At 68.6% G+C, this 13,442-nt stretch carries 11 protein-coding genes; 3 read left to right on the forward strand and 8 right to left on the reverse strand.

Annotation, left to right across the window (positions count from 1 at the left end; translation table 11 throughout):
• Window positions 1–60: 60 nt before the first annotated feature.
• The 3 genes from DPQ65_RS12000 to DPQ65_RS12010 all read right to left on the reverse strand — a co-directional run bounded on the left by DPQ65_RS12000 (window position 61) and on the right by DPQ65_RS12010 (window position 2,720).
• Window positions 61–405 (reverse strand): YerC/YecD family TrpR-related protein, encoded by a 345-nt coding sequence (locus DPQ65_RS12000; RefSeq protein WP_238146822.1) that lies wholly within the window; start codon window positions 403–405, stop codon window positions 61–63.
• A gap of 124 nt (window positions 406–529) precedes the next feature.
• On the reverse strand, window positions 530–1,930 hold the full coding sequence (gene hisS / locus DPQ65_RS12005; RefSeq protein WP_114907588.1) for a histidine--tRNA ligase: 1,401 nt from the start codon (window positions 1,928–1,930) through the stop codon (window positions 530–532).
• A gap of 97 nt (window positions 1,931–2,027) precedes the next feature.
• Window positions 2,028–2,720, reverse strand: coding sequence for an MBL fold metallo-hydrolase (locus DPQ65_RS12010; protein ID WP_114907589.1), 693 nt, complete (start codon window positions 2,718–2,720; stop codon window positions 2,028–2,030).
• A 118-nt stretch (window positions 2,721–2,838) separates the two neighbouring features.
• Between DPQ65_RS12010 and DPQ65_RS12015 the strand changes: the two genes are divergently transcribed.
• The 3 genes from DPQ65_RS12015 to DPQ65_RS12030 are packed head-to-tail and all read left to right on the forward strand — an operon-like array spanning window position 2,839 to window position 6,704.
• Window positions 2,839–3,579 carry a peptidylprolyl isomerase gene (locus DPQ65_RS12015; protein ID WP_114907590.1) on the forward strand — a complete coding sequence of 247 codons (741 nt, stop codon included), beginning with the start codon at window positions 2,839–2,841 and terminating at the stop codon, window positions 3,577–3,579.
• On the forward strand, window positions 3,576–5,402 hold the full coding sequence (locus tag DPQ65_RS12025; protein WP_202863106.1) for a DUF349 domain-containing protein: 1,827 nt from the start codon (window positions 3,576–3,578) through the stop codon (window positions 5,400–5,402). The genes DPQ65_RS12015 and DPQ65_RS12025 overlap by 4 nt, the downstream gene beginning before the upstream one ends.
• Window positions 5,403–5,405: 3 nt before the next feature.
• The gene (locus DPQ65_RS12030) at window positions 5,406–6,704 is read left to right on the forward strand and encodes a M18 family aminopeptidase (protein ID WP_114907591.1); all 1,299 of its coding nucleotides are present in this window, start codon (window positions 5,406–5,408) and stop codon (window positions 6,702–6,704) included.
• A gap of 76 nt (window positions 6,705–6,780) precedes the next feature.
• Here the strand turns inward: DPQ65_RS12030 and DPQ65_RS12035 are convergent, their stop codons facing one another.
• The 5 genes from DPQ65_RS12035 to yajC form a co-directional block, all read right to left on the reverse strand.
• The gene (locus tag DPQ65_RS12035) at window positions 6,781–9,084 is read right to left on the reverse strand and encodes a RelA/SpoT family protein (protein ID WP_114907592.1); all 2,304 of its coding nucleotides are present in this window, start codon (window positions 9,082–9,084) and stop codon (window positions 6,781–6,783) included.
• 61 nt (window positions 9,085–9,145) lie between these two features.
• Window positions 9,146–9,715 carry an adenine phosphoribosyltransferase gene (locus tag DPQ65_RS12040; RefSeq protein ID WP_114907593.1) on the reverse strand — a complete coding sequence of 190 codons (570 nt, stop codon included), beginning with the start codon at window positions 9,713–9,715 and terminating at the stop codon, window positions 9,146–9,148.
• Between the two features lie 25 nt (window positions 9,716–9,740).
• The gene (gene secF, locus DPQ65_RS12045; protein ID WP_114907594.1) at window positions 9,741–11,009 is read right to left on the reverse strand and encodes a protein translocase subunit SecF; all 1,269 of its coding nucleotides are present in this window, start codon (window positions 11,007–11,009) and stop codon (window positions 9,741–9,743) included.
• Entirely contained in the window at window positions 11,009–12,928 is a 1,920-nt protein-coding gene (gene secD, locus DPQ65_RS12050) for a protein translocase subunit SecD (RefSeq protein WP_114907595.1), read from the reverse strand. Before secD ends, secF begins: the two co-directional genes overlap by 1 nt.
• The gene (yajC, locus tag DPQ65_RS12055; protein ID WP_114907596.1) at window positions 12,928–13,269 is read right to left on the reverse strand and encodes a preprotein translocase subunit YajC; all 342 of its coding nucleotides are present in this window, start codon (window positions 13,267–13,269) and stop codon (window positions 12,928–12,930) included. The genes secD and yajC overlap by 1 nt, the downstream gene beginning before the upstream one ends.
• Window positions 13,270–13,442 lie beyond the last annotated feature (173 nt).

Genomic DNA, 13,442 nt, shown 5'->3' on the forward strand with positions numbered 1-13,442 from the left:
GGCGCGGTGCGCCGGGGATGGGTCGCGTCAGTGCGACCACGAGGTTCTGGGTCGGTGCGCTCAGCCCTGGGCGGGATGCGCACCGCGCGTATGCGCAAGCACCGAGCGGTAACCCCCGGTCCCGTGCTCGAGACAGCGGGCCACCCGCCCGACGGTCGTGACGCTGACACCGGTCTGCTCGTGGACCTGGCGGTAGGAGACGCCGTCGGCCAACAGCGGCACGACGCTCCACCGGTCGGCCAGTGCCTCGAGCTCGGCGGGCGTGCACAGGGCGGTGAGGAACGCGGCCATCTGCTCGGGACTCTCCACGGAAGCCAGTGCCCGCGCCAGTTCAGCCTGGGCTGCGCTTCGCTGCGACATCTCGTCGCTCACGTGCGGCTGCTCACCGCCGTCTCGGCGCTTCATCTCTGCTCCAGGGGTGGTTTCAGGACCTTCGTTGTAGTAACGCGCTATTACGCTAACACGCTGCTGCCCGGGAGCCGAAACCACCTCCCGGGATGCCCGCGACCCGGTGCAGAGGACCGTGACCTCAGTCTTTCGGGAGATCCAGCGGTTGGGCGAGCTCGACGCGCACGGCGGGAACCACCTCGTCGCGGGCCACGGTGAACTGGTCCTGGCGGCGCAGGTCCTTGATCGTGACGGTGTCCGCCGCGACCTCCTGCTCCCCCACGATGGCGACGAACCGGATCCCGGCACGATCGGCATACCGCAGCTGTTTGCCGAGCTTGCCACCGTCCAGGACCACCTCCGTGTTGATGCCGCCCTGCCGCAGGTCGGTGGCCAGCGCGAGGCACTGGGGCAAATAGGCCTCGTCGAGCTGGGGCACCAGCACCTGCACCGTTGACTCCGCGGTGCTGACCAGGCCGGCCTCGCGCAGCTGCCAGAACAACCGCGACAGCCCGATCGACATACCGACCCCGGGGAGCGTGGACTTGGTGTACTGACCCGCCAGGTCGTCGTAACGCCCGCCCGAACAGACCGAACCGATCTCCGGGTGGTCGTCCAGGGTCGTCTCGTAGACGGTGCCGGTGTAGTAGTCCAGGCCACGGGCAATCGACAGGTTCAGGGCGTAGTCACTCTCCGGGACGCCGAGGTCGCGGAGCACGGAGAGCACCTCGCGCAGCTCGGCCACCCCGGTGGCCAGCGCCTCCGACCCCCTCGACGCCACCTGCACCCGGTCCAGGATCGCCATCGCGTCCTCGTGTGAGGTGGACCTGATGGCCACGAGCGCCAGCAGCGAGTCCGCGACCTCAGCCGCCAACTGGAAGCCCTCCCCCACCAGGGTCTCGCGCACGGCGTCCGGCCCCCGCTTGTCGAGCTTGTCCACCTCGCGCAGCACCGCCACCTGCTGGTCGGCGTCAGCGATCCCCAGATCCTCGAAGTAGCCGCGCATCAGCTTGCGGTTGTTGAGCTGGATTGTGAAGGCACCGATGGCCAGGTCGGTGAAGATGGTGTGGATCACGGCGGGGCACTCGGCGTCGTGGCGGGGGCTGAGCCCGTCCTTGCCGATGATGTCGATGTCGCACTGGTAGAACTCGCGGTAACGCCCCTTCTGCGGGCGCTCACCACGGTAGACCCGTTGCATCTGGTAGCGCCGGAACGGGAAGGTCAGCTGGTGCTCGTGCTCGGCGACGTAGCGGGCCAGCGGAACCGTCAGGTCGAACCGCAGGGCGAGCTCTGGGAGCCCCGGGTCCTCTTGCGCCGCTGCCTTTTCCAGCGAACCGGTGGACTGCACGAAGAAGACCTGGCGCTCGGTCTCTCCCCCGGTCTTGGTCAGGAGGACGTCGGTCAGCTCATACGCCGGCGTCTCGATCGGCAGGAACCCGAACCTCTCGTAGCCCGACCGGATCACGTCGAGCATCCGTTGGAAGGCGATCTGATCGGTGGGCAGGAGCTCGAGGGTGCCGGGGGCGGTGCGGGGCTTGATCACCCGGCGAGTCTAACGAGGGGTGCCTGGCGACCCGCCCCGGCGCTGGCAGTCACCGCTGGCAGCCAGCACCCTGGCCGGAGCAACGGGCTGGGCTCGGTCAGGCCAGCGAGGTCAGGTAGGGGTTGGTGGTGCGCTCCCGCGCCATGCTGGTGGCCGGTCCGTGGCCCGGCAGGACCAGGCTGGAGTCCGGCAGCGGCAGGACGACATCGCGCAGTGACCGCAGCATGGCCGCGTGGTCACCACCGGGCAGGTCGGTGCGGCCGATCGACCCAGCGAACAGGACGTCCCCGGTCAGCACGGTGCGATCGACCTCGTCCGGCATCCCCGTCGGCACGCCGGGCAGACTGAACAGGACCGAGCCCTCGGTGTGTCCGGGGGCGTGCGAGACCCCGAGCGAGAGGCCAGCCAGCTCCAGCTCCTGACCTCCGGCCAGGTCGACCACGGTGTCCGGCTCGGCCCAGTTGGCGCGACGGCCGAACTGCTGCTCGAGCATGCCGAGCAGTTGAGGGCTGGTGCTGGACAACGGATCACGGAGCCGATAGCGGTCGTCATGATGGATGTATGCCGCGGTGGTGCCCCCGCAGACGGGCGTCACTGAGTAGGTGTGGTCCAGGTGGCCGTGGGTGAGAAGGACGGCAGCCGGCCGCAGCCCGTGAGCGGACAGGGTCTCGGCGACCTGATCCACCACCCCAACGCCCGGGTCGATGATCAGACACTCCTCGCCCGAGGCGGGTGCGACCAGGTAGCAATTAGTGCCGAAAGCGGCCGCTTCGATGCCGATGACCAACATGTGACCAAACCTACGTCCGATCGTGTCCAAACCGTCATCCGGCTGTGACCGTTTCGCCGCGGACCGCTGCCTAGACTGGCCGCTCCACCTTTGCCCAAGCACGTCAGGAGCACGAGAAATGGCGCTGGGTCGTCACCGGTGGCAGGCAGTCGGGTCGCTCGTGGCCAGCGTCGTCCTGTTCACCGCATGCGGCAGTCCCGAGACCACCGATACCGCCGAAGAGGGTCAGGACGACATCAGCGGCCACGCCACCACGCTCTCCCCTGCCGGCGCAAGCGCTGGCTGCAGCGAGCCGCCGGTCGTGCCGAGTGCCCGCACGATGTCGCCACTGGAGGCACCGGAGCAGCAGGCGTCCGGCACCTGGTCGGGCAGCATCGAAACCAACTGCGGGACGATCGAGGTCGACCTCTTCGGCGACAAGGCCCCGGAGACCGTGGCGTCCTTTGGTCACCTCGCCGAGGCGGGTTACTGGGTCGACAGTCCGTGCCACCGGCTCACCACGCAGGGCATCTTCGTGCTGCAGTGTGGCGACCCGACGGGCACTGGGCGGGGCGCCCCGGGCTATACCTTCGGGATCGAGAACGCGCCGGAGGACGGCACCTACCCCCCGGGCACGCTCGCGATGGCTCGCAGCCAGGACCCCAACAGCAATGGCGGACAGTTCTTCATCGTCTACGAGGACACAGAACTGCCGGCGGCAGGTGGTGGCTACAGCATCTTCGGTAAAGTCACCAGTGGAATGGACATCGTGGACCGCGTCGCCGAACAAGGCGTCGATGGCGGCGGTGCCGACGGAACCCCGGCGGCACCGATCAGCATCCTCTCGGTCGAGGTCACACAGGAAAAGGCGACAGAGTGAGCGAGCAGCCGCAGGGAACCAACAGCACGCCGGACGACACGTCGGCAACGGTCGAGGAGTCACCGGTCACGGTCGACGAGCAGAGCTCCCCACAGACACGTGCTGACGAGCCAGAGGTGACAGCACCGGAGACACCCGAAGCCGAGGTCACAGCACCAGAGACACCCGAAGCCGAGGTCACAGCACCAGAGACACCCGAAGCCGAGGTCACAGCACCAGAGACACCCGAAGCCGAGGTCACAGCACCAGAGACACCCGAGGCGCAGGAATCCGAGGCTGCAGTGCCTGAGGCGACCGAAACCACGGCAACTGAGCCTGAGGCGACGGAGGCCGGCACAACCGAGCCTGACGCACCGAGCGAGGCTGCCGCGCCCACAGAGCCTGAGGCACCTCCAGCGGCTGAGACCCAGGCAACGCCCACCCCCGCACCACCAGCCGCCGAGACGGCACCGACACCGAAGCCCAAGCCAGCACCGAAGCCGGGTCCGGTCCCCTCCCCCGCGGCCCTGGCCGGACGCAAGCCGGCGGTCACCCCTGCCGTGCCCACGCCACCCGTCACCTCGAAGCCCTCGGAATCGATGGCCTTCGGCCGAGTTGCCGAGGACGGCACCGTCTATGTCAAGGACGGCGACCAGGAGCGAGCCGTCGGCTCCTACCCGGAAGCCTCGCACGAGGAGGCGCTGGCCTACTTCGCCCGCAAGCACGACGAGCTGGTGGCCGGTGCCCAACTCCTGGAGCAGCGTCTGGACCAGACCGAGATCTCTGCGCACGAGGCACGGGAGTCCCTCAAGACCCTGCGGGACCAGATCGGCGAGGCCAACGTCGTCGGCGACCTGGCAGCCCTGCGGGACCGGGTCACCGCCATCGAGGCCGCGGTCAAGGAGCGTCAGCGCACCGAGACTGAGGCGCGTGCCACCGCCAAGGCGGAGGCCACGGCCGTCCGGGAGTCCCTGGTCGTCGAGGCCGAGACGCTGGCGGCAGCGGATGTCCACCAGATTCAGTGGAAGTCGGCCAGCGCCAAGATGCGCGGCATGCTCGACCAGTGGCGCGGCCTGCAGAAGAAGGGGCCCAAGCTCGACAAGGACGTGGAGAACGGCCTCTGGCAGCGTCTCAGCTCCGCGCGCAGCACCTTCGACAAGAACCGCAAGGCCTTCTTCAGCGAGCTGGACACCCAGCACTCGGAGGCCAAGCGTGTCAAGGAGAAGCTCGTCGTCGAGGCCGAGGCGCTGTCCACCAGCAAGGACTGGGGACCCACCGCCGGCGCCTTCAAGCGCCTCATGCAGGACTGGCGCCGCGCCGGTCGCGCACAGCGCTCCGACGACGATGCCCTGTGGGAGCGTTTCCGCGCCGCCCAGGACGCCTTCTTCAACGCCAAGGACGAGGTCGTCGCGGCGGAGAACGAGGAGTTCAAGGCCAACCTCGTGGTCAAGGAGGCGCTCCTGACCGAGGCGGAGGCGCTCCTCCCCATCAAGGACCTGGAGTCGGCCAAGGCCGCGTTGCGCAGCATCCAGGACCGCTGGGACGAGGCCGGCAAGGTGCCCCGCTCGGACATGTCGCGCGTCGAGGGCCGGCTCCGCAAGGTCGAACAGGCGGTCCGCGACCAGGAGGACGCCAAGTGGCAGAAGAGCAATCCTGAGCTGAACGCCCGGGCGCAGTCCATGGTGGAGCAGCTGGAGCGTGCTGTGCAGGGCCTGGAGCAGGACCTGGAGGCAGCACGGGCCACGGGCGACGACAAGAAGATCGCCGAGGCCCAGGCCGCGCTCGAGGCCCGTCAGACCTGGTTGGACTCCGCTCGCGGTGGCCTGTCCGAGTTCGGCGGCTGAGCGGTGACCCACGCCTTCGACCAGGATGACACCGCACGCAGCCTGACGGCATACCTTGATGCCTCTCCCTCGCCCTTCCACGCGGTGGAGAGCACTGCGGCGCTGCTGCTGGCCGCCGGGTTCACCCGCCTCGCCGAGACGGACCCGACCCCCAGCGCGCCCGGGCGCTATATGACGGTGCGCGGTGGTTCACTCATCGCCTGGTCGACCGAGGCCGACCCGGCCCCCGCGACGCCGTTCCGGGTGGTGGGCGCGCACACCGACTCCCCCAACCTGCGCATCAAGCCACGGCCGGACGTGCTCCGGGCGGGGTGGCAGCAGCTGGCTGTCGAGATCTACGGCGGGCCGCTCCTGAACACCTGGCTGGACCGGGACCTGGGGCTGTCCGGTCGGGTCGCGGTCCGTGGAGAGAGCGGCGCCGAAGGTCGCCTCCTCCTGATCGACGAGCCCCTGCTGCGCGTGTCGCAGCTGGCCCCGCACCTGGACCGCACAGTGAACTCCGAGGGTCTCAAGCTCAACCCGCAACAGCACCTGGTCCCGCACTGGGGGCAGGGCGAGACGGCCGGCGACCTGCTGGGCTTCATCGCCGAACGGCTCGAGGTGCCAGCCAGCCATGTCCTCGGCTGGGACCTGATGACCCACGACCTCACCCCGGCCAGGCGCATCGGGCGGGATCGTGACCTGATCGCCTCGGCGCGACTGGACAACCTGGCCACGTCCTTCGCAGCGTCCATCGCGCTGGTCGCCGCCGTCGAGGCGGGCACCCCCGGCGTCGTGCCGGTGATCGCGCTGTTCGACCATGAGGAGGTCGGCAGCACCACTGAGCGCGGGGCCCAGTCCACCTTCCTCACGGCAACACTGGAGCGGATCGTGCTGTCCCGCAACGGGTCACGCGAAGACTATCTGCGGGCGCTGGCCGGCACGGTGATCGCCTCCGGTGACATGGCCCACGCGACGAACCCGAACTATGCCGACCGTCACGAGGCCGGTCACCACGTGCAGATGAACGGGGGGCCCGTCCTGAAGATCAACGCCCAGGCACGCTATGCGACCGACGGGCTCGGCGCGGCGGCCTTCCGTCTGGCGTGCGAGCAGGCTGGGGTGCCGGTGCAGAGCTTCGTCACCCGCACGGACCTGCCCTGCGGCTCGACGGTGGGGCCGATGACCTCGGCCCTGACCGGGGCCACCACGGTCGACTTCGGTGCCCCGACCCTGTCGATGCACTCAACCCGGGAAGCCTGTGGCGTCGCCGACCAGGCGATGTATGCCGGCGCTCTCCAGGCCTTCCTCTCACCTGCCTGAGGGCTGACCTGCGCGACAGAGAGAACTTGCCTGTGGGCGGGTGAGGGCGTGCCCGTGCGCGGGTGTGGCCGCGGTGTCAGGCGCTCTGGTGCCGGCGGTGCGGGTCGGTCCGCTGGGTGCCGGTGATCCGGTAGGCATCGAGCACGCCGCTGACCCGCCGCACCGCGCGGATCACCGACTCCAGGTGGCTCGGGTCAGCCATCTCGAAGGTGAACTTGGACAGCGCCACCCGGTCTCGTCCGGTCTGCACCGAGGCCGCGAGGATGTTGACGTGCTGGTCGGTGAGCGCCTTGGTGATCTCGGCCAGGAGCCCGGCCCGGTCGAGGGCCTCGACCTGCAGCTGCACCAGGAAGACGCTGGTCTCCGTCGGTGACCAGGCCACGTCGATGATCCGCTCGGACTGCTGCTTCAGCGACTCGGCGTTGGTGCAGTCGGTCCGGTGCACCGAGACACCCTTGCCGGTGGTCACAAAGCCCATGATCGGGTCGCCCGGCACGGGCGTGCAGCACTTGGCGAGCTTGACCCAGACGTCGTCCGTGCCAACGACGGTGACCCCTGAGTCGAGCGACCGGTTGCGGCCCCGGTTGGGCACGGTCGCCTCGGCCAGGTCCTCGGTGGCACCGTCCTCACCGCCGAGCGTGGACACCAACTGCTTGACCACATGGGCAGCCGAAACGTGCCCCTCACCGACAGCGGCGTAGAGGCCGTCGACGTTGTGATAGCGCAGGTCGCCCGCGACGGCGTTGAGCGTCTCGTGCGACATCAACCGTTGCAGCGGCTGGTTCTGTTTGCGGAGCACCTTGGCGATCTGGTCCTTGCCGGACTCGATCATCTCCTCGCGGCGCTCCTTGGAGAACCACTGGCGGATCTTGTTGCGGGCCCGGGGGCTCTTGACGAAGTTGAGCCAGTCACGACTCGGCCCCGCCTCCGCAGCCCTGCTCGTCAGGATGTCGACGACGTCGCCATTGGCCAGCGAGCTGTCCAGCGGCACCAGCTTGCCGTTGACCCGGCCGCCGACACAGTGGTGCCCGACCTCGGTGTGCACCGCATAGGCGAAGTCCACCGGGGTTGCACCGGCGGGCAGGGCCATGACGTCGCCCCCCGGAGTGAAGACATAGACCTCGGCACCGCCGATCTCGAACCGCAGGGACTCCAGGAACTCCCCCGGGTCGGCGGTCTCCTTCTGCCAGTCCAGGAGCTGGCGCAGCCACTCCATGCCCTCCATCTGGCCGGGCCCCCCGTCGGGCCCCAGGGGTGGCTTGACGCCGTCCTCCTTGTACTTCCAGTGGGCGGCGACGCCGTACTCCGCGCGACGGTGCATCTGGTGGGTGCGGATCTGGACCTCGACCGGCTTGCCATCGGGTCCGATGACCGTCGTGTGCAACGACTGGTACATGTTGAACTTCGGCATCGCGATGTAGTCCTTGAACCGGCCCGGGACCGGGTTCCACCGGGCGTGCAGCGCACCGAGCACCGCATAGCAGTCCTGCACCGTCTCGACCAGGACGCGGACCGCCACCAGGTCGTAGATCTGCTCGAAGTCGCGGCCGCGGACGATCATCTTCTGGTAGACGGAGTAGTAGTGCTTCGGGCGCCCGGTCACCACCGCCTTGATCTTGGAGTCCTTCAGGTCCCTCCCGATCTCGGTGCGGACCGTGGCGAGATACTCCTCCCGCGCCGGGGCCCGCTCAGCGACCATCCGGACGATCTCGTCGTAGATCTTCGGGTAGAGCTGGGCGAAGGACAGGTCCTCCAGCTCCCACTTGATCGTGTTCATGCCGAGCCGGTGGGCCAGCGGGGCGTAGATCTCCAGCGTCTCGTTGGCCTTGCGGGCGGCAGACTCCGGGGACACATATCGCCAGGTCCTCGCGTTGTGGAGCCGGTCGGCGAGCTTGATCACCAGCACCCGGATATCGCGCGCCATGGCCACGACCATCTTGCGGACGGTTTCAGCCTGGGCGGCCTCGCCATACTGCACCTTGTCCAGCTTGGTGACGCCATCGACCATCATCGCGATCTCGTCGCCGAAGTCCTTGCGCAGCTGGGCCAGCGCGTAAGAGGTGTCCTCCACCGTGTCGTGCAGCAGTGCTGCGGCGAGTGTCGAGGGGGTCATCCCCAGCTCGGCCAGAATCGTGGCGACCGCGAGAGGGTGGGTGATGTAGGCGTCGCCGCTCTTGCGCTGCTGGCCCTCGTGCGCGCGCTCCGCGACGCGGTAGGCCCGTTCGATCAGGTCGAGGTCGGCCTTGGGGTGGGTGGCCCGGACCGCACGCAGCAGCGGCTCCAGCACCGGGTTGGACCCGGGCCGGGTGCCTCCCAGTCGGGCCAGGCGTGCGCGGACGCCGTGGCTGTGGGAGGAGGCCGGGGCGACATCCTCACTCATGACGCGATTGTAGGCCGCTCAGACCCCAGGTTGCGCCATCGTCCACCGACAGTGCCGCTGGTCAGTCCGTCAACAGCGCGTGGACCGGCGTGCCCGTGAGCTTGCTGCGACCGTTGAGGAAGCCCAGCTCGAGCACCACCTCGACCGCCACCGCCTCGCCGCCGCACTGCCGGACGAGGTCGACGGTGGCTGCCGCGGTGCCGCCGGTGGCAAGGACGTCGTCCACCACGAGCACGCGCTCCCCCGGGCGCACCGCGTCGGTGTGCAGCTCGATCGTCGCTGAGCCGTACTCCAGGGTGTAGGAGACGGCGTGGGTTGCCGCCGGGAGCTTGCCCTCCTTGCGCACCGGCACGAAGCCGACGCCCAGTTCGTGGGCGATGATGGCGCCGAGGATGAACCCGCGTGCCTCCACGCCGATCACCACGTCCACGGTCCCGCGGCGTCGTCGGACCACGTCGGCCACCACCCGGTCCCGCAGGGGCGGGTCCAGCAGCAGCGGCGTGAAGTCCTTGAAGACGACTCCCGGCTCCGGGAAGTCGGGGATCGCCCGCAGGCGAGCCCCGACATCCTGGGCGAGGTCCGGGTCCGCTCCATCGGGCGTGTGGTCAGCTGGTCGCAGAGCCGCGGTCATGATCGCAGTATGCCGTGGGGCCGGGTCAGCGCTTGGACTTCGGCGGGCGCTTGGGTTGGTTGCGCGGCCCGCGGGACCGCGGGTGGACCTCCCGGGCGGCACGCGGGTGGACCTCCCGGGGGCGGGGTGCAGGTGCGGCCTCGCCCGGCGTCCCCTCGGCCAGTGCGTCGGGGGCCGTGTCCGCCGTCTCCTCGGTCAGCAGTATGACCCCGGCGCCCTCGTCCTCCTGGGGCTCCATGGACTCCATCCCGGGAGGGGCGTTGTAGTCGCGCTCCATCCCGGGCGGGGCCGCGTAGTCAACCTTGTCGGACTGCCGGTCCTCACGCTTGGCAATCTTCTTGTCCAGTGCCTTGATCTCGTCCTCGTTCTGGCGCAGGTGCACCAGGAGGGGGGTCGCGATGAAGATGGAGGAGTAGGTGCCGACCAGCATGCCGACGAACAGCGCCACGGACAGGTCTAGGAGCGTGCCGGGACCGATCAGCGTCACACCGAAGACCAGGATCGCCGCGACCGGCAGCAGTGCGACGACGGAGGTGTTGATGGAGCGGACCAGGGTCTGGTTGACCGCAAGGTTCGCCGCCCGGGCGTAGGTCGTGCGCTTGGAGTCCAGGGCGTACTCGGTGTTCTCGCGCACCTTGTCGAAGACGACGATGGTGTCGTAGATCGAGTAGCCCAGGATCGTCAGAAAGCCGATCACGGAGGCCGGCGAGATCTCGATGCCGAGCAGCGCGTAGATCCCGACGGTGAACAGCACGTCGTGCAGGAGCGCGACCAGCGCCGCGGCCGCCATCTTCCACGTGCGGAAGTACAGGGCCAGCACGACGGTGACCAGCGCCAGGAAGGCCACCAGCGCCTGGATCGCCTTGGTCGTGACGGTGTCGCCCCAGGAGGGCCCGACGAAGGAGCTGGTGACATTGTCATCGCCGACCGAGAACTCCTCCGCGAGGGCCTCGATGGAGGCGTTGGACTCCCCGGCGCTCAGCTCGCCGGTCTGGATACGGACTGTGTCGGAGCCGATCTGGGTGACCGATACCTCGGCGGCGTCGGGAGCCTGACCGCGCACTACCTCGGTGGCCCGGGACTCATAGTCCTGCATGTTGCTGACCCCGGGGACGCGGAGCTCAGTGCCGCCGCGGAACTCAATACCGAAGTTGAGTCCCTTGGCGAAGATGCCGAGGAGCGAGATGATGAGGAGGATCCCGGCGATTCCGTACCAGAGCTTGCGCCGACCGACGATGTCGAACGAACGCTTGCCGGTGAACAGGTCATTACCGAATCTGGCGAAACTAAACATCAGACGATGCCTCCCTCGGTCTGCTCCCGGGTGGGACCGGTCCGTTTGGGTTCGGGCATCGCGAACTGGCCGCGGCCCAGGTAGGTGGAACGACGGGCCCCCAGGTGCTCGGGATCCATGCCCGACCACTTGTGACCCTCACCGAAGAACTTGGTGTTGGCCAGGATGCTCACCACGGGGTGGGTGAACATCATGACCACGATCAGGTCGATCACGGTGGCCAGCCCCAGGGCGAATGCGAACGCCTTCACGCCCGACTCGGAGAGGAAGTACAGCACCGCAGCCGCCAACAGGTTGACGAAGTCGGAGATGATGATGGTCCGACGGGCTCTGCGCCACCCGGTGTCGACCGCATAGCGCAGTGGACGCCCCGTGCGGACCTCGTCCCGGATGCGTTCGAAGTAGACGATGAAGCTGTCTGCCGTCACACCGATCGCGACGATCAGTCCGGTCACGCCGGCCATCGTCAGCCGGAAGTTCGTCGCCCAGCCCAGCATGGTCACTGCCAGATAGGCCAGGATGCCCGCGATGACCAGGGACGCGACGGTCACCAGGCCCAACGCGCGGTACTGGACGAGTGAGTAGATGAAGACCAGGATCATGCCGATGGCGCCGGCGATCACGCCGAGCCGTAGCTGCTCGCCGCCGAGCTGCGGGCTGAGCTGCTCCGAGGTCTGCACGTCGAAGCTCATCGGCAGCGCGCCGAACTTCAGTGTGTTGGCCAACTCCTCCGCACTGTCGTTGGTGAAACCACCGGTGATGGTGGCCACACCGTCAGTGATCGGCGAGTTCACTCCGGGGGCGGAGATGACCTGGCCGTCCAGCACGATGGCGAACCGGTTCTGGGTGGAGTTCTGTCCGAAGTTGAACAGGCGGGTCGTGATCTCCCGGAAGGCGTCCCGGCCCTCGCTGTCGAAGTTCAGGCGCACCTCCACGATGCCGGTCGGCTGACCACCGGCGCCGACCTGCAAACCAGAGCTGGCGTCGGTGAGGGAGGCACCGCTGAGCTCGGAGGGACCGAGAATGTACTTCTCGGTGCCTCCCACCGAGCAGGCCACGATGGCCTCGTCGCTCGGAGCGGAGGAGGCGGTGCGCACGTTCTCGTCCTCGGCGCAGTCGTACTCCATGAACTGCTGCTGCAGCTCGGGAGTGACCCAGGCCAGGTCGCTGGCGCTGGTCGGTTCGGCGCCCTCCGGCGCGTCAGTGACGGCCGAGTCGTCAGGGGCCTGCGTGCTCTGAGCGTCATCGGTGCTGCCGCCGTCGTCGGCGCCGGGTGCCTCGGTGGCCTCCGCCGCGTCCGTGCTGCCGGCCGCGGACACTGGGCCGGCTGCGTGGAGCACTGGCACCTGGTCGGCCAGGAGTCCCTCGGGGTAGGCCGCGTTAGTGGTCTCTGCATCGTCGGTGCCGGAGTCGTCCGTGGGCTCATCCGTCGGCGACTCGGTGGGATCGGCCATGGGTGCCTCGGTGGCACCGGGAGGCATCGGCAGCTCACGCGGCGGCTCGGTCGGTGCCTGCTGCGTCACCGGAGCGGCGACCAGGACTGCACGGAAGCGGAGCTGGGAGGAGCGACTGAGGGCCTCCAGTTGCTCGGGGGTCGGCGTTCCGGGGATAGCGACCTGGATGTTCGATCCGAGACGGGAGACCTCGGCCTCGGCGACACCGCTGCCGTCGACACGGCGCCGGATGATGTCGATGGCCTGGTCCAACTGCTCGGGCTGGACCGACTCGTCCCCCTCGACAACCGGCTCGATCACCATCTGCCGTCCACCAGCCAGGTCCAGACCCAGCAGCGGGGTGAGTTGGGCCTTCGGCTCGCCCCATGTGTTGGCAGCGCCCAGGCCTCCCCCCAGAACGACGATCAGGGCCAGCAGTGCCAGCAGGGTGTTCCGGGCCTTGCGGTTGCGCGGGTTGCGCGCCATCACTGCTCCCCCATGGTCTCGTCGGCGCCCGGCTGGGCGTGTGGCGGTTGTGCCCCCGGCGCCTGCATCACGACGCGACGGTCGAACTGCAGCACGACCCCAGGTGCCGCCTCGATCTGGACGGTGCTCGCGTCCATCTGCGCGATGGTCCCGTAGAGCCCTGTCGTCGTCATCACCCGCGATCCGACTGCCAGGTCGGCCTGCATCTCCTTGAACTTCTTCTGCCGCTTGCGCTGGGACCAGAAGAGGAAGGCGATGAGGAGGAGTGGCAGCAACAGCAACAGCATGCTGAAGCCGTCACCGCTGCCTCCGTTGGCAGCGGCCGAGGCCAGTGGCGACATGGAGATTCCTTATAACGTCTGTCGGTGAGTGTCCAGGCGCCCTGACCTTGGGGCGGTCCACCGCCAGTGGACACTCGCGGCAGTCTAGGTGACGGGGCTGGGTCCGCCCAACACCCCACCCCGCACGTCAGGTAAAGATCCGGTATCTTCCCGCGTTTTCAGAGTGGGTTTGG

Source organism: Ornithinimicrobium murale, from assembly GCF_003352835.1.
GTDB classification, from domain to species: domain Bacteria; phylum Actinomycetota; class Actinomycetes; order Actinomycetales; family Dermatophilaceae; genus Ornithinicoccus; species Ornithinicoccus muralis.